The organism is Falsiruegeria litorea R37, assembly GCF_900172225.1.
Lineage (GTDB): Bacteria > Pseudomonadota > Alphaproteobacteria > Rhodobacterales > Rhodobacteraceae > Falsiruegeria > Falsiruegeria litorea.
On the sequence record NZ_FWFO01000001.1, the window covers coordinates 882,608 to 902,404 of the forward strand.

Here is a 19,797-nt window from a genome sequence, read left to right on the forward strand (position 1 = left end):
TGGTTCAGTTTTTCCTTTTCGTGCGGCCGGTTATGCCCGGCTTCTGGTTGATTGTCAGTGCTAAGGTGACCTAGCGTCACCTTTTATCGCAGGCCATCCTTGCCTTCGGCGTTTTCGTGGGTCAGACCACCGACGCGAGGCAGCGGGCGGCCGCTGTCGGTGACAGCGACGGCCACCATGATTTCATTTGCGCGCGGCGCGTCGTTCAGGCGAACCTCGATGCCGTCAAAGTGGCTGCGCACATAAGCGGCGTCCTTATGGCCAAGCGGTACGTCAAGCACCTGGCCCGGGCTGCCCATCTTCTTGGAAGAGGGTACCAGGGCTGCGCCCTTTTCGACCTCCTTGCGCAGCGGCGCGCCCAGTTTCGGGTGCAGCAGGGCGGCGGCATGTTCCAGCTCGCCGTTTTCGCCGACCATGGCGGATTTGCCATAGCTTTCGGCCTGCTCGGGTGTGATCCCCAGGGCCTCGACACATTTCTTGCCCAGAATAGTTCCCAGTTCCGCGCCCATATCCATCAGCGGGGTCAGGTCCTCTTCATAGGTCCCGGCATAGGGGTTGGCGATCACCGCCACGGCGACCGCCTTGCGGGTGGCCGGTGCGATGTCACGTCCTGCTTCGATATGGGTTTCTTCGACGTTTACGGCGATTTTACGAATATCCATGGTCATCTCAGACCGTCCTCTCCCTTGATGTCCCAGGCCTCCAACCCGCCCGAGCGTGAATGAATGCGCGGTCCGGTGCTCATCACCAGCGCAAATGCCAGCTCATCGCCGCGCGGCGCATCGTTGCTGCCCACTTCCATGCTGTCGAAATGCGACCGCACGTAAGAGGCGTTGATATGGGTGATCGGCACGTCCAGCCGCGCGCCAACGCCGCCGACCTTCTTGGACGAGGGCACGATTGCGTTTGCATTGCCCAGCAGTTGCCGCATGGCGTAACCGCCCGGTGCGTGCCACAAGGCGCCATGCTCCAGCTCGCCGCCTTCGCCGACGAGGGACCCTTTGCCATAGCCTTCGATGTTTTCGGGACCGCCCAGGATGTCGAGCAGCTTTTGTGCCATTTGCAGACCCAGAGGCTTCAGGTCCTCCATAAAGCCCTGAATGTCGGCCTCATACCGGCCAGCAAAGGGGTTCTTGATGATCGCCAAAACGGCCGCACGGCGTTGAGGTGTTTCCGGAGCGGGGCCGCCCTCGTGAAAGATCTCTTCGTAAGACGCGATTGTTTTTCTTAGAATGACGTCAGGCATTTAGAAGTGTCCGTTTGTTTTGTTGTCCGGTCAGACCGGAAGGTCCTGCATGGCGGGATTCGCCCTGCAGGTGAAGGGATGCAGCGCGGATCAATCTGGCATCGCGCATTTTTTCGGCGACGATCAGACCGCTTTGCAGCGCATGGTGAATATCTGCGTTCGCGAGCGGCGCGCAGTGGGTCGTGACAAGCCGATCGCCCAGATCGCTGTCGTCTTGCAGGTCGGTGGCCGGGCGGCGGGTGATGGCAGGGTGATTGGGCAGGTCGACGGCGTTTGCAATCAGGGTTGCGGCCACATCGGCTTGGGCGGCCGTGCGCGCCAGAACTGTGACGCTGTCGGCGATGCCAAAAGACAGGCTGCGACCTCCGCGACCTGACGTGGCAATGCCGCCAATCCTGTCGCGAGAGGTGATTTCTATACGGCCCAGATCATGGCCTTCGACCGAGGCCATGGCAGAGGTGAAGGATTCACCCGGTGCCAGATGCAACGCAATGTCGCCACCATTGTTCACATAGGCCCGGCGCAGGGGCGTGGCCTGACGCATGGCGTTCAGGATTTCATCGGCCACCGAACCAGCCACTGCCGCCATCGGGGTTACGAAGGTAAGGCTATGAGGTCGAACCACACGCGCCATTCGGCGGGCAATACGCCCATCAAATGGGGTATGGTCCAATGTCATCGGCTGGCGTAGTCGTTCCAACTCGCCAACCAGTTCTTGCAGCACGGTTTGAAACCGTGCCTCCGCAGCCTCAAAAGCCAGTCGACGCGCGTCATCTGCCCCGATGATCAGGTCAATCGGCCCATGCTGCAAATGCAGCCGGGTGCCACAGGGCAATATGGCGGCGACGGGCTTCACTTGGCCCAACGATAGTTGGTGGCCGCCATCGGGTCGGGCTGGTTGTCGAACTGGGACACCTTGCGGGTTTCATCCGAGACAACCTCAGCCACCGGTTTGATTTCCTCCATGTGACCGCCAAGCGTGCCATAGTCGCTGACCCGCATGGTGAATTCGATGGGGGCAACCAGGGCCGGGGTCGGGACGTAACCGAACGAGCCTGTAGGCATGTCCAGCACGTCCACCATCACGGTGATCCCGCCACCGGGCCAGACATAGGCCTCGGCCCCGCCGCAGGACACAAAGGTCAGAGAGTCCTTGACCGATTTGGTCAGGCGAACAGGGTTTTCGGTGACGCCGGCCCGCAAGCTGCCGCCCGCGCCGCCCATGAACAGAACCGAACAGACCGACGGTTCACAGTTCTCGGCGATCAAATCGGCGGATGCTTTTAGAGGGGCCGGAATGTCGACAGTCTGCGGTTTCAGGTCTGCGTCGAGCTCGAAATAGGCGTATTGCTCACCGGTGGTCGAGACCATCAGCAGTTTCATGCCTTCTTTGGCGAATTTCGGGTTGAAGTCACCCAGGATCTTGAGCGGGTCTTCGATATCCGTGCCGCCCCATCCGGTGCCGGGTTCCGCCACCTGGAAGTATCGACCAGGTGTCGAGCGGCGACCGTTGATCTTGATGCCGGTTGCCTCGACATCCAGCAGCTTACCCGCCTGGTGCTCTGACAGAACGCCGGTGATGTGGTCATCGACCACAACCACGTCATCCACATGGTCGACCCACTGTTTGGCGAACATGCCGATGGTGGCCGAGCCGCAGCCGACGCGCATCAGTTTCTCTTCGACGCCGTTGATGATCGGGGCCTTGCCTGCCTCAACAACAACGGTGGTCTGATGCTCTTCTTCACCGATCACCATCTCAACCGCTTCGCGGTTGCAGAGTTTCAGCAGCGCATCACAGGTGATCCGGCCTTCTTTCTTGGAACCACCAGTCAGGTGCTCAACACCACCCAGAGACAACATCTTCGAGCCGTACTCGGACGTCATCACATGACCAATCGGTTCGCCATCGACATAGACCACATCGCGTTCGTGGCCGATGTGACGGTCAGTGTCGATCTTCACTTTCACACCGCAGTACGAGAAGATGCCTTCGGTTACGACGGTGACCATGTCGACGCCCTGCACCTCTTGGCTGACGATGAACGGCGCGGGCTTGTAGTCGGGATATGTTGTGCCGGCGCCAACGGCAGTCACAAAGGGGCGATTGCCCTGCACGATGTTGCCATCCCAGTCATCGGGCCCTTGGCTGTCCTTCATGAAGGGGACCAGCTTGGCCTCGTCGGTGTTTTCGATGATGGTCAGCGCATCCAGGCGCACCAGATCGCCGCCGTGGTTGGCATAGCGGTCACAGGCGCCGGCCTTGCCGTCGGCGATGAAACACATCACCGGGCAGGCGTCGCAGCGGATTTTTTCGGGTTTGGCGCGGTCAGTTGCCATTGTTGTTGTCCTTGATTGCGGCACGGACGCGCGACGGGGTGGCGGGCACTTGGGTCAGCCGCACGCCGCTGGCGTCTTTGATTGCGTTCAAAATGGCCGGAGCGGTGGGGATCAGCACGTGTTCGCCCAACCCCTTGGCCCCATAGGGACCATGCGCATCCGGTTCTTCGATGATGTGGGTTTCGATCGGGGGAATGTCGCCAATGGTCGGGATCAGATAGTCATGCAGGTTTTCGGTCCGGCCCGGCAGGTATTCTTCCATCAGAGCCATGCCCAGACCCTGTGCGATGCCGCCCTGAACCTGCCCCTCGACCAGCATCGGGTTGATCGCCTTGCCGACATCATGGGCGGCCACAAATTTCAGCGGCTTGACGGTGCCCAGTTTGGTGTCGACCTCAACCACCACCAGATGCGCGGCATAGCCGAATTGGGCGTAAGGGATGCCCTGGCCGTTTTCGTCCAGCGGTTTGGTGGGCGGGTCATAGGTCTCTTCTGCGCGCAGGACATAGCCCTCGGCGTCAGGGGACAGCGTGCTCAGGTCGATGACATGTTCGCTGCCCTGATCGGTGATCTTGATCTGACCGTTGCCGATGGTCAGCGTGGCGTCTTCGCTGGCGTTCACACGCGCCAGGATTTGCGCTCGCATCGCCTCGCCCGACAGGCGCGAGGCGCTGCCCGACACATAGGTCTGACGCGAGGCCGAGGTTTTGCCGGCATCCGGCGTCACATCCGTGTCCGCACCGATGATTTCAAGCTGAGCCACCGGAATGCCCAAGGCAGTGGCAAAAATCTGGCTGATGACGGTATTTGCGCCCTGGCCGATATCCATCGCGCCCTGGTGCAGCACCACGGTGCCATCGGCGCGAACGCCGGATTTGATGGTCGAGGGATTTGGCAGCGAAGTGTTGCCGCAGCCGTACCAGCCGCCCGCAACGCCAACGCCGCGCTTTAGCGTGTCGTTGCTTGCGTTGAACGCCTCTGCGTCAGTGCGTTCGTCATTCCACGCGGTACGCAAGGCCTCAAAACACGGCTTGATCCCAACGCCTTGCTCGAAGACCTGACCACAGACGGTCGGGACATTGTTCTCAAGCGAGTTGTTGATGCGGAAATCCAGCCGGTCGATGCCAAGCTTATCCGCCAACTCGTCAAACAGGCTTTCCTGCGCGATGGCCGATTGGGGCACGCCAAAGCCTCGGAAGGCACCTGACGAAGGGCAGTTCGTGTGGATGCCTTTGGATTCAGCTCGGTAGTCGGTGATTTGATAAGGGCCGGATGCGTGGACCGGAACCCGGTTCGCGACAGTCGGACCCCAGCTGGCATAAGCGCCGGTGTTGAAGTAGCCGAAGAAGTCGAAGCCTTTGATCTTGCCATCCTTCGTGGCGCCAATCTTGAGCGTGATCTCGGACGGGTGCCGCTTGGTGGTCGACTGCATCGACTCGGTGCGCGAATAACAGATGCGCACGGGCTTGCCCGTCTTGAGCGCGCCAAGCGCCAGGTAGGGCTGCACCGAAATATCGAGTTTGGACCCGAACCCACCGCCAACACCGGTCGGAATGATGCGGATCTGATCGCGAGGCATGCCCAGAATGATCTCCATCGAATCGAGATCCATGACCGGAGCCTGGGTACAGGCGTGGATTTCAACGCGGCCATTCACCACCTCGGCAAAGCCTGCTTCCGGCTCGATGTAGCCGTGCTCGACAAATCCGCTGCGGAAGCTGCCTTCGACGGTGAGGTCGGCCTCGGCAATTGCCGCCTTGGCGTCGCCGCACTGGACAAAGCCCCCGCACATGACATTGCCGTCACGGCCTTCGTGCAGTTGCGCCGCCTCTGGCGCCATTGCCGCATGTACGTCCTGAGCGGCAGGGCGCTCGTCCCATTCGACTGGGAACGTATTTGGGTCAAAGTCACGGGCAAATTCAGGGGTGGCAACGATGGCAGCCACGGCTTCGCCCCGGAAGCGCGCCTCTTCTTCGGCAAAGACGGGTTGATCCATGAAGGCCGGGATAACGCCAAACAGGTTGCGGCCTGGAACGTCAGCGGCAGTCAAAACAGCTTCCACGCCTGTGACTTCAGCAAATGCGTCCAAATCCCCAAAGGTGAACCCTGCGCGTGGGAAGGGCGAGCGGATCACAACCACTTCGAGCGTGCCAGCAGGGGCGACGTCATCGCCAAAGGCCTCTGTGCCCTGCACTTTGCCCAGACCGTCGAGGCGGCGGATGCCTTCGCCTGCATGACCTTCGGCCTGCATGGGCACCTCGGCCTGACCCACGGCGACAACGGCGTCGATGATCTTGCGGTAGCCGGTGCAGCGGCAGAGCACGCCCCCAAGGGCGTCCTGCACCTGCTCTTCGTCCGGAGCATCTGTGTCGCGCAGCAAGGCGACAGCAGCGGTCATCATGCCGGGTGTACAGATCCCACACTGTGCCGCGCCAAAATTCTGAAAGCTTTCGGACAGACGCTGCGTGATCTCATCCTCGCGCGCCAAACCGCCCAGGGTTTCGACGGCCCGGCCAGCCGCCTGTTGCGCGGGCATCAAACAGGCGCACACGGGATCGCCATCGACCAAGACAGTGCAGGCCCCGCAGTCGCCCGCGTTGCAGCCGATCTTGACGTCGCGGGCCCCAAGGCGTTCGCGCAGGGTCTCAGAAAGACGTTCCCCGGCAACGGGCGTTGTGCTGACGTGATCGCCGTTGAGGATGAAATCAGCGACGGTTTCGCTCACGCGCTTATCCATTCTCGCCTCCTGCCTGTATGATTGCCCGCAGGCATTGTTCCGCAACCGCATCCAGACGGTATTCGCCACTGCCGCGTACATCGTCGATGGGCGACAGCGGGGTGAGATGCGCCTCGGTCACCTCAATTTGATCCAGCGTTTTGCCGATCAGGTCGGATTCCAACCCGGTCAGGCGCTGTGCGACGGGCGAGCATGCCCCAACAGCAACGCGAGCGTGATCGATGCGTCCCTCATCGTCCAGACCAACCACGGCTGCAGTCATCGTGATCGAGATCACCAAGTAGCGGCGTGAGCCGAGCTTCTCGAAAGCGCCCTGCGCATGCGCAGGCGGTTCCGGCAACAGAATTGCGGTGACAAGTTCGTCGTCGAGCAGGTCTGTCTTGCGGACACCGGTGATGAAATCGGACAGATCGATCGTGCGCGTGCCGCGAGCCGAGCCGATTTCAACCTGCGCATCCAGCGTCAGCAGAGGGGGTACACCGTCAGCGGCAGGGGAGGCGTTGCAGAGGTTGCCTGCGACAGTGCCTGCGTTCTGAATTTGCAAGCTTCCCACTTCGCGCGCAGCGGCTTGCAGGCCCGCAAAGGAAGAGGGCAGATCAGTGCGAAAGATCTCACTCCACCGGGTCGCGGCACCAATGCGCCAGCCATCCGTTCCCTGGGTGATACCGGACAGGCCCGCGATGCGGGTCACGTCGAGAAGATCAGATTTAAGCGGTCCTTGTGGACGCGCCGGATAAAAGTCGGTCCCCCCTGCAACGATATCGACATTGCGCGCGCTGAGGCGGTCAAATGCATCGTCCAAGGTCGTGGGCGAAAAGTAGTCCAAGGTGCGAGTTCCCGGTTGGAAGCGTGCCATTGTTGTTTGTATGCTAATGATATTGCTGGATTCGGAAATTTGTCAACGTAAAGTTTGAACATGTTACGGGATTGAATTTATTCGAGGATTCCGGGTGTTGAGGTTGTGGGGGCCAGTTTGCCTTACGCGGGCATTCGGGGTTTCAGGGGGGATTGCGGAAAATTGTCAGACTCGATTGTCGACGACTCGGTAACTTTTTCCTCAGCTCAAAGTTGAAGGTTGCCAAACTGAATTTTGGACCGTTAATTTGTCAAAAAAGATCGTTGACACACAAACGATTATTTTCAACAGTGGTGAACGATCACTAACAAAAAAGTTGGCACGATCAAGCGAATGGGCGCCTATCCGTCCAGGAGCAAAACCAAACCCTTAGGGAGGGAACAAATGAATAAGTTCAAGTCGTTGCTGGTCGGTGCGGTTGTCGCCGGTTTGGCTGCAACATCGGCCATGGCGCAGGAGAAAGTCCGAATCGCCTTTATCGACCCATTGTCGGGGCCGTTTGCGTCGACGGGCAACCAGGGCCTGTCGATCTATCGTCACTCGGTTGACGAACTGGTCAACAAGAAGGGCGCCCTGCTGAATGGCGCGGCCGAGTTCGAGATCGTACCGTTCGACAACAAGATCAGTGCCAAGGAATCCCTGATCCAGCTGCAGGTCGCCATCGACCAAGGCATTCGTTTCATCGCACAGGGTGCATCGTCGGGCGTTGCCAACGCGCTGACCGATGCCATCAAAAAGCACAACAAGCGCAACCCCGACAGCCAGGTCATCTTCCTGAACCACTCGGCGGTTGATCCGGCGCTGACCAACGACAAGTGCAACTTCTGGCACTTCCGTTTTGACGCCAACGCCGACATCAAGATGGATGCGCTGACCGACGACATCGCGGCCAATCAGGACATCAAAAAGGTCTACATCATCGGCCAGGACTATTCGTTCGGCAAAGCGGTTGCGGCCGCCGCTGTTCGTTTCTTGGGTGAAAAGCGCCCCGACATCGAAATCGTCGGCAACGAGCTGCACCCGATTGGCAAGGTCAAAGACTTCACGCCTTACGCGCGCAAAGTTATTGCAAGCGAAGCGGACGCCGTAATCACCGGCAACTGGGGCGGTGACATGGTTGGTCTGGGCAAGGCCGTCATGGGTGCAGGCTTTACCAAGCCGATCTACACCTACTATGGCGCCACCTCGGGCATCACTGCGAACTTTGGTGATCAGGGCGACGGCATCGTCAAGCTGGCCGGTGCCGGTCAGATCAACCCGCCGCTGTCGGCAGACGCCGAAGCGTTCACTGCGTCCTACTACGAGAAGTTCCCGGAGCTCGACCTGGGCCAGCCGCAGATGGCAAACGTTGCTCCGATGCTGGCCGCGGCCATCAACGAAGTAGGCAATGCCGATGACGTAAAAGCGATCGCCTACGCTCTGGAAGGCATGGAGCACGACGGCATCCTGACCGGTAAGACCGTGATGCGCGAAAGCGATCACCAGGCGATCCAGACTGTGACCGTTCAAGGCCAGGCCAAAGATGGTTTGACCTTCGATTATGACAACTCGGGCCACGGCATGATTGCCGAGACCGTCGTCGAGCTGGCCTCGGCAGATGCGCCAACCACCTGCAAGATGAAACGCCCGTAACGTTTCGTCACTGCATTAAAGGTTGCCAGACTGTCCCGTCAGGGGTTTCCTGACGGGACAAGACCAAGAAAAAACCGAAATTCTCATCAGGGAGCCGACAACGATGGCATTGTTCCTCGTTAATATTTTGGATGGCCTGGTTACGGGGTTGCTGCTGTTCATGCTGTGCAGCGGCCTTACACTCATCTTTTCGATGATGGGTGTTCTGAACTTTGCCCACGCCAGTTTCTATATGTTGGGGGCGTATTTCGCTTACCAAATCAGCACAATAACCGGGTTTTGGCTGGGCCTTCTGGTCGCCCCGGTCATCGTCGGCGTCTTTGGGGCGCTCATCGAGCGATACGGGCTGAGGCGCGTTCACAAATACGGCCATGTGCCCGAATTGATCTTTACCTTTGGTCTGGCGCTGCTGATCGAAGAAGTGGTTCAGTTCTTCTGGGGCAAGAGCCAGATGGCTTACTCCGAGCCCGAGGCGCTGAACTTTGCCGCCTTTGCCATCGCTGGAAACTCTTTCCCTGCGTACAAAGTCTTCATGATCTTTGTTGCGATGGGGCTGTTCTTGACGTTGCTGTACATCCTGACCAAGACCCGCATCGGGATGACCATTCAGGCTGCGCTCAGCTATCCCGAAACGGTGCAGAACCTGGGGCACAACGTGCCTTTGGTGTTCATGGGCGTCTTTGGCGTGGGCACTGCGATGGCGGGTCTGGCGGGCGTGATCGCAGGGCCGGTTCTGGGCACATTCCCCGGCATGGCGGTTCAGCTGGGCTCGATCGTTTTCGTAACCATCGTCATCGGCGGCCTTGGCTCGCTTTGGGGCGCGCTTGTTGCTTCGCTGATCATCGGCTGGCTACAAACTTTCGCCGCTGCCTACAACGTCGCGATGGAGGACATCCTGACCGCCATCGGCTTTACCAAACCTGAAAACATCTGGGATCATCCGCTGCAGGATCTGTGGACCCTGACCCTGCCGCAGATCGGGCCGATCCTGCCGTATCTGCTGATGGTCTTTGTCCTTGTGCTGCGTCCACAGGGTCTGATGGGGAAACGTGAGACATGAATACCGCAAGCAAAACACAAGTTGTGTCCAATCCCAACAGGTTGATATCGCTTTCCAACCTGCTGCCATGGGCCTTTGCCGCGCTGTTCCTGCTGTGTCTGCCACTGATCTTTCAGTCCAGTTCGGCCTTGACCATCATGAACCAGATGGCGATCACAATCGTCTTCGCGCTTAGCTATAACATGCTTCTGGGGCAGGGGGGCATGCTGTCCTTTGGGCACGCGGTCTACATGGGCCTGGGTGGGTTCTTTGCCATGCATGTGATGAACATGGTGGAATATGATGGCCTGTGGTTGCCCTTGCCGCTGCTGCCGGTTGTTGGCGGTGTGTTCGGCATGGCCTTTGCCTTCCTCATTGGCAGCTTCTCGACCCGTCGGGCAGGCACCGTGTTCGCGATGATTTCTCTGGGTGTGGGCGAGTTGATCGCCGCCTGTTCGATCATCATTGTCGTCTTCTTTGGCGGTGAAGAGGGGATTTCAGGAGACCGGACCATGGGCCCCGAAGTTCTGGGTTACGATTTCGCCGCGCAGTCCGAGGTCTACTATCTAACCGTGATCTGGCTCTTGGTGGCCACAGCACTGATGTACCTTTTCTCGCGCACGCCGATTGGCCGTATTGCCAACGCGGTTCGCGACAACGAAGAACGCGCCGAGTTCCTGGGTTATTCGCAACGCCGGGTGCGCTGGATGTCGTTCATCGCGTCGGGTTTCTTTGCAGGCGTCGCTGGCTCGCTCTTTGCCATCAACTTTGAGATCCTGACCGAAGAGAACCTGAACCTGGCGACCTCTGGCTCGATCCTGCTGATCACCTTCTTGGGGGGCGTCGGTTTCTTTGTCGGTCCTATCATCGGGGCGATCGTGTTCACCCTGCTGCAGACGGTTCTGGGTCTTTATACCGAGATCTGGTCGCTCTATCTGGGCATCCTGTTCGTGGCCTGTGTGATGTTTTTCCCTGGTGGTTTTGCCGGGATCATCGCGATGCATCGCCGCCCGTTGGCTCTTGGCAAGCTGAACCTGTTGGTCGGTCCTTACCTCAAGGTTGCGATCCCTGCGATCACCAGCGTTCTTTCGCTGGCCGCGATCTTGGAAATCAGCTTCCACAAGCGCCATTCGTTTGGTGATGACCACGAGATGTCCCTGTACGGCATCACCTTCGACAGTCATGGCTATCAAGCACTTGGCTTGTGCATCGTGATCGCTGCCATCTCGCTGTTCCTGGTCTCGCGCATTCTGCCGTCGATCAAGGCCGCCTGGGACGAAGCCAACCACGCAGGAGACGCCCAATGACAGTTCCCGCAATCGAACTGCGCAATCTGGAGAAGAGCTTTGGCCTGGCCAAGATCATCCAGGGCGTCAACCTCAAGATCGAAAAGGGCGAGCGTCATGCGGTGATCGGCCCGAACGGGGCAGGCAAATCCACCCTGTTCAACCTGATCACGGGTCGTTTCGCGCCGACCTCGGGCGGGGTATACCTGCATGGTGAAGATGTCAGCGGCATGCAGCCGTTCGAGATCAACCGACGCGGCCTGAGCCGGTCGTTCCAGATCACAAACATCTTCCCCAACATGACCGTGTTCGAGAACATTCGTTGCGGGCTGTTGTGGACGATGGGTTACAAATACTCGTTCTGGCACATGATCAATGGCCAACGCGATGTGACGGAAAAGGCAGAACAGATCCTGGAAGAGATCAATCTGACTGCACGTCGCGATCTTCTGGCGGGTACGCTGGCCTATGCCGAGCAGCGCGCGCTGGAAATCGGGATCACCATCGCAGGTGGCGCCGACATCATCCTGCTGGATGAGCCCTGTGCAGGGATGAGCCATTCGGAAACCGACCTGATCGTGGATCTGATCCGCAAGGTGACCGAGGACAAGACGCTGATGATCGTGGAACACGACATGGGTGTGATCTTTGACCTGGCCGACAAGATTTCGGTGCTGGTCTATGGCGAAATCATCGAGTCGGACGTGCCGGATGCCGTGCGTGCCTCGGCCAAGGTGAAAGAGGCCTATCTGGGTACAACGCTTGAAGAAGAGGACGCGTAAGATGCTCAAGGTAAATGATCTTCACGCATACTACGGCAAAAGTCACATCCTGCAGGGCGTCAACCTTGAAGTCGGCGAAGGCGAGATCGTCTCGTTGTTGGGGCGCAACGGGGTGGGGCGGTCTACCACCTGCAAGGCGATCATGGGCGAGGTTGAACCCAAGGGATCGGTCCAGTTCCGCGGGGAAGAGCTTGCAGGGCGCAAGAGCTATGAGATCGCCAAGAAGGGCATAGGCTATGTACCCGAAAACCGCGATATCTTTCCCGGCCTGACCACGCGCCAGAACCTGATGCTGGGCGTCAAGCCAGGGCAAAAGGACGGTGACGGGCGTTGGAATATGGAGGACATGTTCGACATGTTCCCCAACCTGCGAGAGCGGGCTGACGTCGATGCCTCGCTGATGTCCGGTGGCGAAAAGCAAATGCTGACCGTCTGCCGTGCACTGATGGGCGACCCGGATTTCATCATGATCGACGAGCCGACCGAAGGTTTGGCCCCCAAGATCGTGGAGCAAGTGGGTGATCTTTTGCTGCAGATCGCTGAGCGGGGCGTTTCCATCCTGCTGGTGGAGCAAAAGCTTACCATCGCCATGCGGGTGACTAACCGCGTATACGTGATGGGCCACGGCCACATGGTGTTCGAAGGGACGCCGGATGATCTGAAAAACAACGCGGAAATCCGGCAGGAGTGGCTCGAGGTCTGATCCCTGAACCACGTACAAAAGAAAACGGCCAGCAATTCATTGCTGGCCGTTTTCGTTTGGATGCTTGATGTCAGCTGATTTCGCGCAGCGAATTGGCCAACCGCAAAGAGGCGAAATAGGATGAGTAGGCCCACTCGGACGGTGGGGCGAGTGGCGCGAGTGAATCCGTGGTCAGGTAGAGACCAATAACACCTTGGGCAACGATATCGCATTCCGCCTTTGGGGCATGCGGATAGTTACGTTGCATGACCTCGCTGGCCATATCGAAAAACGACTGCATGACCGAAATCAGCTCTTCGCGCAGGCCGGGATAGCTATCCGAGGAATGAGTGAGAGACTGGAACACGATGTTCAGGCGCGGGTCGGTTTCGCTTTGTGGCGTATAAAGGGCATCGATGAAGTCCTTAGCCGTGGGATACCCTTCAAGGGCCTCACGCATCCCTTGGACCAATTCATTGATCGCAGAGATCACGTATTCAGACAGGGCTTTGACCATGTCATCTCGGTTGCCCAGGTGATGACGGATCAGCGGCCGCTTCAATCCTGCTTCAGTAGCGATACGTTCCAGCGTGGCGCCTTCTATGCCGTACTTTGAGGCGCAGGTCAGGAATGCATCAAGAACTTCAGCCTTGCGCTGTTTTTGAACCGACGGTCGACCCATCTTTATGAAATGTCCTTTCCAAAAATTCCGTATTCGTCAACAAGCGACTTGGTTAATGATTGTTATGCGCATTCATATGCTGACACTTTGATATTTAATTTTCCACTTTCAGCAGTCCTGTCAAGACAAACTCGTGCAGTGCTGTTTTAACCTCATCAACGGGAAAGTGCCCAATGCTCCAATGTCGCAACGCCCAGACGGTGCATAGGAAGTAGATGAAGTTGGACAAAAGCTCGGTGTTTACAGGCCGGAAGAACCCTTTCTCGACGCCGTCATCGATAATGGCCTGCCAGCGGCGCATGAAGTCACGTTCGGTGTCAAACACCTTCATGCGGTTTTCGGCGCTAAGTGAGCGGGTTTCGGAGTATACCAAATTGATATATTTTCGATTTTCGCCAATGTAGTCGATGTATTTGTCGACTGCGCTGATCAGGTTTTCTTCTGGATTGCCAGAGCTGAATTCCTGATTGTCGAAGAATGTAAACATGCCCTGCATGTTCACGGTCATGATCAGGTAAAGGATGTCGTCCTTATCCTTGATGTATTTGTACATCAACGGCACGGACAGACCTGCCTCACGTGCAATTTCACGCATTGTAGAATTGCCGAACCCATGGCGGGCAATGACTTTGCAAGCGCCTTCGAAAATTTGCAATCGCCGCATTTCAGCGGTGCTGGAAAGAGCTTCTTTTCCTGTGGCAGCGGTCTTTTCGGACCTGTCTACGGCCGCAGCCTGATCTTCGGGCGCGGGTTCCTTGACCTGAAAGACACATAGTGCTTCTGCCACATTTCGTTTCTTAGAAGAGCCTTCGGTGAGCTGCGATAGGATCACCCGGCAGACCTGCTGATCCGCCCCTTTGGCGGACAGCCGTGTTGATTTTGCAACAAGTGATTCCCCAGAAGGCGGCGCGAGGGTCGAAACTGTGCTTGTGATCAGTTGTAGTTCGCCGTCAACATCACGTTCCAGCTCGTGGCGGGCAGCCTCGAGCGCGAGAGACGAAAAAGCACTATCGCTTTGTTTTTTCGATATGAAATCAGCCATTTGTGCTGATGAATACGAATACATTCTTCGCCCCAGGTTCCCTTACGTTGCATGCATACGATGCGTGGCTCAGCGGTGGTTGTCCAGCGAGATTCCTTGGTCTAGAGTGAAAAAGGAGTGACCGTTCACTAAATTTCCTGACGAAGGGTCATTTCTAAACCTCTGTAACATATCAACAAAATTTGTTTGACGACACCGTGTTTTCAGGTGAAGGTTAGTGAACGTTCATTATAGCGGGGAAGCGCGCCATGAAATTCAAGATTCTTGCCATCCCGTTCGCTCGGCAACATGGCGAAGACGCCCAACTTGCCGGTCGCGATCCGGGTCGATTCAACAAGATGATGCACACGCTGCGGGACCAGATGGTTCTGGCAGAAGAGCTGGGATACGAAGGGTTCTGTTTGACCGAGCATCACATGCAGGTCGAAGGGGTGGAATGCACCACCAACCCGCTGTTCTGGAACATGTACATCGCGCAGCACACCAAGAACTTTAAGGTGGGTCAGCTGGGTATGAACCTGACCGCGATGAACCCGATCACCACGGCGGAAAACATCGCGATGCTCGACCATATGACAGGCGGTCGAGTGTTTGCGGGCTTCTCTCGTGGCAACACCCCTCGTTGGACCGCAACCATGGGGCAGCACCTGGACATCACCTCGGCCGAGTCAGACAAGTCCGAGGCGGATCAGCGCAACCGCCGCGCCATGTACGAGAACTGGCGCCTGATCAAATCGCTCTGGACCGACGATCTGACCGAGCATCAGGGCGAGTTTTGGAACTTCCCGTCGAATGTTGAATGGGAATTCAATCCGACCAAACTCTGGGGTGGTGACAACCCGGTTGATGAAAACAAGGTCCTGCGCAAATCGGGCATCGTTCCGCGTCCGCTGCAGCAACCGCACCCCAAGGTCTATGCGCCCTTCTCCTACTCGATGGAAACCGCACGGTTCTGGGCCTCTGAAGGCGCCAAGATGGTGTCGTTCGTGACCGCCGACAAAGAAGAGTTCATGCCGGTCATTCTGGAACAGTGTCTGGCGGCCGCGCATGAAAAGGGTCTGACAGAGACAACCAACAACGACGTTCTGGCGTTGGGTGGTCACCTGCTGATGGGTAAAACCCCGGAAAAGACCAAGCAATACCGCGGCATGTTCGACGAGTTGTGGGGCAAAGCCTATGACGCGCCGCCCTATCACGTGCCGTTGGGCCGTGTCTGGGATGGTTCGCGTCAACAGGTTGTGGATCAGATCAGTGAACTGGCCGAGCGCTATCAGATTGATGAGTTCTTTGTCTGGCACCACGTGAACTATTTCGGCGACGACATCGAGCAAGAGGCTCTGATCGAGTTCTCCGAAGGTGTCATCAAGCAGGTCAACGGCTGATCGCCACGGTCGGGCCGCAACGCCCGACCCCTATGACAAGGGAGGTCGCCATGACCCAAGACAATACGCAAGAGCTGTTCAAGCAGGGCATGCAACTGCTGGCGGCCTCGACCACCATTATCACGTCCGAGCATGACGGCGCGCGCGCAGGCATGGCGGCCACGGCTGTGACCTCGCTGGCGGCGGACCCGCCATCGCTGCTGATCTGCACCAATCGCACGGCGCGCACGTTCGACTACATCATGGGGTCGAACAAGTTTGCTGTGAACGTGGTGCCCGACAGCCTGACAGATGTGGTTGGTGCGTTCTCTTCGAAAGAGGACAAGGAAAAGCAGTTCCAGATGGCCGGTACATGGGAACGGTCGGCGGGCGGTTTGCCGATCCTGAAAGAGGCGGTCGCCTCGTTTGAATGCACGGTCAGCGAATGGACAGACGCGCACACGCATCGGGTCTTCTTTGGCTTGGTGGATGCTGTGCACCTGAACCCGCAAGCCTCGGCGCTGATCTATGCGCAACGTGGCTTTTACAAACTCGCGCCGGTGGCGGCGTAACCCCGTTGGAGGACAAGATGGCGGATATCGCAACACTCGAAGCCATGATGCAGGATTATATGATCGGCCTGCACGAAGGTGATGTCGCAGCAATCGACAAGCAGTTTCTGCCCGAATGTGATCTGTGCTGTGTCAATGATGATGGCAGCTATGTCCACATGACGCTGCAGCAGTACAAGGACCTGGTCGCTGGCCGCAAAAGCCCCAAGGAGTTGGGTTATCCTGTCTATGGCCACGTGGTGCACATCGACCAGTCGGGTCCCAACACAGCGTTCGTGAAAATCGACTGTGCGGTGCAGCCCAAATACTTCATTGACTACCTGTCTCTGATCAAGACCAACGGCGAATGGAAAATCGCCTCTAAGGTCTACTACGTGAAGAAGTACGAAGAGTAACAAACCCTTAGCCTGTCCGAGACGATTATGACCGTGTCCGTGTCCCATCTATCTGCGGTCGAAATGACCGATCTGTTCCGACGCCGCGAGCTGTCGCCGGTTGAGGCCCTGACAGCAACGCTGGCCCGGATCGAAGAGGTCAATCCAAAGATCAATGCGATCTATCACATCGACCGTGATGGAGCATTGGCGCAGGCAAAGGCATCCGAACTCCGTTGGCGCGACGGCGCGCCCTTGGGTTGGCTCGATGGGGTGCCAACCACGATCAAGGACGCGCTGGAAACCAACGGTCTGCCGGCCCATCGTGGGTCGGCAGCTGGCAGCGGGGTGATCCACTCCTCCGATCACCCCACTGTCGCAAGAATGCGCGACAGCGGCGCTGTCATCGTCGGCAAGAACACCATGTGTGACTATGGCATCCTGGCGGCAGGTGTCAGCTCGTACCACGGCGTTACTCGCAACCCCTGGGATCTGAGCAAGACCACTGGCGCGTCCTCCTCTGGGGCCTCGGCCAGCGTCTGCGCCGGGATCGAACCGGTGTCGATTGGCACCGACATCGTCGGTTCCATCCGTCTGCCGGCCTCTTACTGTGGTCTTGTGGGGCACAAGCCGTCTTATGGCCGCGTGCCGTACTATTTCCAAGGTAGCCCCGTTCTGGTCGCGGGTCCCTTGGCACGCTCGATCACCGACGTGGCGCTGCACATGAACGTGCTGACCGGCGCGGATGCGCGTGACTTCTCGGCCCTTCCGCGTGACGGTGTGGACTATGTTGCCGAGCTTGACCGTTTTGATCCGGCAGGCAAACGCGCGCTTGTGATCACCGAGCTGGGGATCGGCGAGCCTGTGGCAGAAGACGTGGCCAATGCCATCGTGCGCGCTGGAGAGGCGCTGCGCGGGCAGGGGGTGCATGTCGACCGCCTCGACACAGTCCCATTTGAGCGCGGAGAGTGGGAACCTGCCGAACTGTTCTACATGGTCCGCACCCTGAGCGAGTTGAGCCAGCACCCGGATGCAGAACAACGCAAGACGCCGGTGATCTATGACTGGACCCGCCGGGCGTTGGAGCTGACAGCGCTGGACCACCACGCCAATTTCTTCGCCACGCAGCTGTTGCGTGAACGGACACTGAACCTGATCAAAGGGTATGATTTCCTGATCCTGCCCTCGACCCCCGACACCGCCTTTGATGCTGAGCTGCCCGGCTCGGACCCGACCCGTATCTTTGAAAGCTGGGCCAATACGTTCCTGTTAAACTTGACCGAGCAACCCGGATCAAACGTGCCCATGGGGCTGGACCGCAATGGCTTGCCCATTGGCGTTCAGATCATCGGTCAACGCTATGACGACGTGGGTGTTCTGGGCCTGAGCCATGTTCTGGAACAAGCCGTCGGACGCCTGACACCACCAAAACTCTGAACCCTATCAAACCCTGAACATCCATCTGCCAGGTGGGGGAGACCCTCCGGCAGTTCAATACGGGAGGATACCCCATGGCCAAACAAACAATCCCCGGCCAGATCATGACCATGCCGCTGACTGTGACGAGCATCTTTCGTCACGCCATGCGCGCCCACCCCGAGGCCGAGATCGTCTGGCGCAATTCGGATATGTCGGTTGATCGCCACAGCTTTGCTGACATGGGCCGCCGCACGCAGCAGCTGGCGCATGCGCTGACCGAGTTGGGCGTCGGTGCCGGTGACCGCGTTGCAACGCTGGCCTGGAACAATGCGCAGCACCTAGAGCTCTACTACGCTCTGGCTTGCATCGGTGCCATCTGCCACACGATCAACCCGCGCCTGCACCCCGACCAGATCGCCTTTATCGTGAACGACGCCGAAGACACGCATCTGTTCTTTGACACGACCTTTGCGCCGCTGATCGACGCGGTATCCAGCCGCTGTCCCACCGTTCAGGGCTGGTACAGCCTGACCGGCCCGGATCGCATCCCTGAGATGAAGACCGAGGTCAGTGATTATGAAAGCCTGATAGCAGGCAAGCCAGACGTCTTTGACTGGCCCGAGATTGACGAAAATGCTGCCATGGCGCTCTGCTACACATCGGGCACCACCGGCAACCCCAAGGGCGTTCTCTATTCACACCGCGGCACCGTGCTGCACGCCATGGGGGTGTCGGGTGGCGACTGGCTGGCGCTCAGCTCGCGCGATGCGACGCTTCCGGTTGTTCCAATGTTCCACGCCTGCGCCTGGGGCATTCCCTATGCGGCACTGATGAACGGCACCAAGCTGGTTCTGCCGGGACCGGGCATGGACCCCGCACCGCTGCAAGAGCTGATGGACGGCGAAGAGGTTACCATGATTTCGGGCGTGCCGACCGTTTGGCTGGGCCTTTATGAATACCTCGATCAGCGCGGCGAAAAGCTCAAGACCGTCAAGCGCGCCATGATGGGCGGTTCGGCTGCACCGCTGTCCTTGATCGAAAAGATCGAAAAGGATCATGGGACCGAGGTTGTTCACGGCTGGGGCATGACTGAACTGTCGCCGGTGGGCTCGCTGGCCGTACTGAAGCGCGGCGAAGACAAGCTGCCCATCGACGAGCGTCTGCAGATCAAAACCAAGCAGGGCCGCGCGCTCTATGGCGTCGAAATGCGCATCGTCAACGACGAAGGCGAGCGTCTGCCGCACGATGGTCAGGCTTCGGGCATGTTGCAAGTGCGCGGTCACTGGGTCGCCTCCAGCTATTGGGGCGGGGCTGGGGCCGATGCCTTTACCGAGGATGGTTGGTTTTCGACCGGCGACGTCGCGGCCATCGACGAAAAGGGCTATCTGCGCCTGACCGACCGCACCAAGGACGTGATCAAGTCGGGGGGCGAGTGGATTTCTTCGATCGATCTGGAAAACATCGCCATGAGCCACGCCGATGTGCTCGAAGCTGCCTGTATCGCTGCCAAACACCGCAAGTGGGACGAGCGCCCGCTGATCGTTGCGGTCAAGCGTGAAGGCTCGGATGTCACCCGCGAAGACGTGCTGGCTCTGTACGATGGTCAGATCGCCAAATGGTGGACGCCCGATGACGTCGTGTTCCAGGCCGAGCTGCCCCACACCGCAACCGGCAAAGTGTCCAAGCTGCACCTGCGTGAGCAATACGCAGATTACAAGCTGCCCACCGACAACTAACTGACGGGGGC

Annotated in this window: 18 protein-coding genes; 10 read left to right on the plus strand and 8 right to left on the minus strand. The window is 58.5% G+C overall.

Going from position 1 to position 19,797, the window contains the following annotated elements; genetic code table 11:
- Window positions 1-83: 83 nt before the first annotated feature.
- The 6 genes from TRL7639_RS04420 to TRL7639_RS04445 are packed head-to-tail and all read right to left on the minus strand — an operon-like array spanning window position 84 to window position 7,179.
- A complete protein-coding gene (locus TRL7639_RS04420) occupies window positions 84-668 on the minus strand; it encodes an amino acid synthesis family protein (RefSeq protein ID WP_085794561.1) in 585 nt (194 codons plus the stop codon).
- Window positions 665-1,246, minus strand: coding sequence for an amino acid synthesis family protein (locus TRL7639_RS04425; RefSeq protein WP_085794562.1), 582 nt, complete (start codon window positions 1,244-1,246; stop codon window positions 665-667). Before TRL7639_RS04425 ends, TRL7639_RS04420 begins: the two co-directional genes overlap by 4 nt.
- The gene (locus tag TRL7639_RS04430) at window positions 1,239-2,102 is read right to left on the minus strand and encodes a UPF0280 family protein (protein ID WP_085794563.1); all 864 of its coding nucleotides are present in this window, start codon (window positions 2,100-2,102) and stop codon (window positions 1,239-1,241) included. The genes TRL7639_RS04425 and TRL7639_RS04430 overlap by 8 nt, the downstream gene beginning before the upstream one ends.
- Window positions 2,099-3,586: a 6-hydroxynicotinate reductase gene (locus TRL7639_RS04435; protein ID WP_085794564.1), complete on the minus strand. Its 1,488-nt coding sequence runs from the start codon at window positions 3,584-3,586 to the stop codon at window positions 2,099-2,101. The genes TRL7639_RS04430 and TRL7639_RS04435 overlap by 4 nt, the downstream gene beginning before the upstream one ends.
- Complete coding sequence (locus tag TRL7639_RS04440; RefSeq protein ID WP_085794565.1) at window positions 3,576-6,323, minus strand: molybdopterin-dependent oxidoreductase; 2,748 nt, start codon at window positions 6,321-6,323, stop codon at window positions 3,576-3,578. Before TRL7639_RS04440 ends, TRL7639_RS04435 begins: the two co-directional genes overlap by 11 nt.
- Window positions 6,316-7,179, minus strand: coding sequence for an FAD binding domain-containing protein (locus TRL7639_RS04445; RefSeq protein WP_207559636.1), 864 nt, complete (start codon window positions 7,177-7,179; stop codon window positions 6,316-6,318). The genes TRL7639_RS04440 and TRL7639_RS04445 overlap by 8 nt, the downstream gene beginning before the upstream one ends.
- A 384-nt stretch (window positions 7,180-7,563) precedes the next feature.
- Between TRL7639_RS04445 and TRL7639_RS04450 the strand changes: the two genes are divergently transcribed.
- The 5 genes from TRL7639_RS04450 to TRL7639_RS04470 all read left to right on the plus strand — a co-directional run bounded on the left by TRL7639_RS04450 (window position 7,564) and on the right by TRL7639_RS04470 (window position 12,621).
- Window positions 7,564-8,811 carry a branched-chain amino acid ABC transporter substrate-binding protein gene (locus TRL7639_RS04450; protein WP_085794566.1) on the plus strand — a complete coding sequence of 416 codons (1,248 nt, stop codon included), beginning with the start codon at window positions 7,564-7,566 and terminating at the stop codon, window positions 8,809-8,811.
- A gap of 103 nt (window positions 8,812-8,914) precedes the next feature.
- Entirely contained in the window at window positions 8,915-9,871 is a 957-nt protein-coding gene (locus TRL7639_RS04455) for a branched-chain amino acid ABC transporter permease (RefSeq protein WP_085794567.1), read from the plus strand.
- On the plus strand, window positions 9,868-11,157 hold the full coding sequence (locus tag TRL7639_RS04460; RefSeq protein ID WP_085794568.1) for a branched-chain amino acid ABC transporter permease: 1,290 nt from the start codon (window positions 9,868-9,870) through the stop codon (window positions 11,155-11,157). Before TRL7639_RS04455 ends, TRL7639_RS04460 begins: the two co-directional genes overlap by 4 nt.
- Entirely contained in the window at window positions 11,154-11,918 is a 765-nt protein-coding gene (locus TRL7639_RS04465) for an ABC transporter ATP-binding protein (protein ID WP_085794569.1), read from the plus strand. The genes TRL7639_RS04460 and TRL7639_RS04465 overlap by 4 nt, the downstream gene beginning before the upstream one ends.
- A gap of 1 nt (window position 11,919) precedes the next feature.
- On the plus strand, window positions 11,920-12,621 hold the full coding sequence (locus TRL7639_RS04470) for an ABC transporter ATP-binding protein (protein ID WP_085794570.1): 702 nt from the start codon (window positions 11,920-11,922) through the stop codon (window positions 12,619-12,621).
- 70 nt (window positions 12,622-12,691) lie between these two features.
- Here TRL7639_RS04470 and TRL7639_RS04475 read toward each other — a convergent pair whose 3' ends face one another.
- Both TRL7639_RS04475 and TRL7639_RS04480 read right to left on the minus strand, forming a co-directional pair.
- Window positions 12,692-13,282: a TetR/AcrR family transcriptional regulator gene (locus TRL7639_RS04475; protein WP_085794571.1), complete on the minus strand. Its 591-nt coding sequence runs from the start codon at window positions 13,280-13,282 to the stop codon at window positions 12,692-12,694.
- A 94-nt stretch (window positions 13,283-13,376) separates the two neighbouring features.
- On the minus strand, window positions 13,377-14,324 hold the full coding sequence (locus tag TRL7639_RS04480) for a TetR/AcrR family transcriptional regulator (RefSeq protein ID WP_165759745.1): 948 nt from the start codon (window positions 14,322-14,324) through the stop codon (window positions 13,377-13,379).
- A gap of 248 nt (window positions 14,325-14,572) precedes the next feature.
- Between TRL7639_RS04480 and TRL7639_RS04485 the strand changes: the two genes are divergently transcribed.
- The 5 genes from TRL7639_RS04485 (at window position 14,573) to TRL7639_RS04505 (ending at window position 19,786) form a co-directional block, all read left to right on the plus strand.
- Window positions 14,573-15,706 carry an LLM class flavin-dependent oxidoreductase gene (locus TRL7639_RS04485; protein ID WP_085794573.1) on the plus strand — a complete coding sequence of 378 codons (1,134 nt, stop codon included), beginning with the start codon at window positions 14,573-14,575 and terminating at the stop codon, window positions 15,704-15,706.
- A 50-nt stretch (window positions 15,707-15,756) separates the two neighbouring features.
- On the plus strand, window positions 15,757-16,257 hold the full coding sequence (locus tag TRL7639_RS04490) for a flavin reductase family protein (RefSeq protein ID WP_165759746.1): 501 nt from the start codon (window positions 15,757-15,759) through the stop codon (window positions 16,255-16,257).
- A 17-nt stretch (window positions 16,258-16,274) separates the two neighbouring features.
- Window positions 16,275-16,652: a nuclear transport factor 2 family protein gene (locus TRL7639_RS04495; protein WP_165759747.1), complete on the plus strand. Its 378-nt coding sequence runs from the start codon at window positions 16,275-16,277 to the stop codon at window positions 16,650-16,652.
- Between the two features lie 63 nt (window positions 16,653-16,715).
- Entirely contained in the window at window positions 16,716-18,068 is a 1,353-nt protein-coding gene (locus tag TRL7639_RS04500; RefSeq protein ID WP_165759748.1) for an amidase family protein, read from the plus strand.
- A gap of 74 nt (window positions 18,069-18,142) precedes the next feature.
- A complete protein-coding gene (locus TRL7639_RS04505; protein WP_085794577.1) occupies window positions 18,143-19,786 on the plus strand; it encodes a long-chain-fatty-acid--CoA ligase in 1,644 nt (547 codons plus the stop codon).
- The last annotated feature ends 11 nt before the right edge of the window (window positions 19,787-19,797 follow it).

Excerpts from the sequence above, each read along its gene's own strand:
- TRL7639_RS04465 (WP_085794569.1), top strand. The coding sequence starts at position 11,154 with ATGACAGTTCCCGCAATCGAACTGCGCAATCTGGAGAAGAGCTTTGGC.
- TRL7639_RS04480 (WP_165759745.1), bottom strand. The coding sequence starts at position 14,324 with ATGGCTGATTTCATATCGAAAAAACAAAGCGATAGTGCTTTTTCGTCT.
- TRL7639_RS04475 (WP_085794571.1), bottom strand. The coding sequence starts at position 13,282 with ATGGGTCGACCGTCGGTTCAAAAACAGCGCAAGGCTGAAGTTCTTGAT.
- TRL7639_RS04495 (WP_165759747.1), top strand. The coding sequence starts at position 16,275 with ATGGCGGATATCGCAACACTCGAAGCCATGATGCAGGATTATATGATC.
- TRL7639_RS04440 (WP_085794565.1), bottom strand. The coding sequence starts at position 6,323 with ATGGATAAGCGCGTGAGCGAAACCGTCGCTGATTTCATCCTCAACGGC.
- TRL7639_RS04455 (WP_085794567.1), top strand. The coding sequence starts at position 8,915 with ATGGCATTGTTCCTCGTTAATATTTTGGATGGCCTGGTTACGGGGTTG.
- TRL7639_RS04420 (WP_085794561.1), bottom strand. The coding sequence starts at position 668 with ATGACCATGGATATTCGTAAAATCGCCGTAAACGTCGAAGAAACCCAT.
- TRL7639_RS04435 (WP_085794564.1), bottom strand. The coding sequence starts at position 3,586 with ATGGCAACTGACCGCGCCAAACCCGAAAAAATCCGCTGCGACGCCTGC.
- TRL7639_RS04460 (WP_085794568.1), top strand. The coding sequence starts at position 9,868 with ATGAATACCGCAAGCAAAACACAAGTTGTGTCCAATCCCAACAGGTTG.
- TRL7639_RS04470 (WP_085794570.1), top strand. The coding sequence starts at position 11,920 with ATGCTCAAGGTAAATGATCTTCACGCATACTACGGCAAAAGTCACATC.
- TRL7639_RS04505 (WP_085794577.1), top strand. The coding sequence starts at position 18,143 with ATGGCCAAACAAACAATCCCCGGCCAGATCATGACCATGCCGCTGACT.
- TRL7639_RS04485 (WP_085794573.1), top strand. The coding sequence starts at position 14,573 with ATGAAATTCAAGATTCTTGCCATCCCGTTCGCTCGGCAACATGGCGAA.
- TRL7639_RS04425 (WP_085794562.1), bottom strand. The coding sequence starts at position 1,246 with ATGCCTGACGTCATTCTAAGAAAAACAATCGCGTCTTACGAAGAGATC.
- TRL7639_RS04445 (WP_207559636.1), bottom strand. The coding sequence starts at position 7,179 with ATGGCACGCTTCCAACCGGGAACTCGCACCTTGGACTACTTTTCGCCC.
- TRL7639_RS04450 (WP_085794566.1), top strand. The coding sequence starts at position 7,564 with ATGAATAAGTTCAAGTCGTTGCTGGTCGGTGCGGTTGTCGCCGGTTTG.
- TRL7639_RS04490 (WP_165759746.1), top strand. The coding sequence starts at position 15,757 with ATGACCCAAGACAATACGCAAGAGCTGTTCAAGCAGGGCATGCAACTG.
- TRL7639_RS04500 (WP_165759748.1), top strand. The coding sequence starts at position 16,716 with ATGACCGATCTGTTCCGACGCCGCGAGCTGTCGCCGGTTGAGGCCCTG.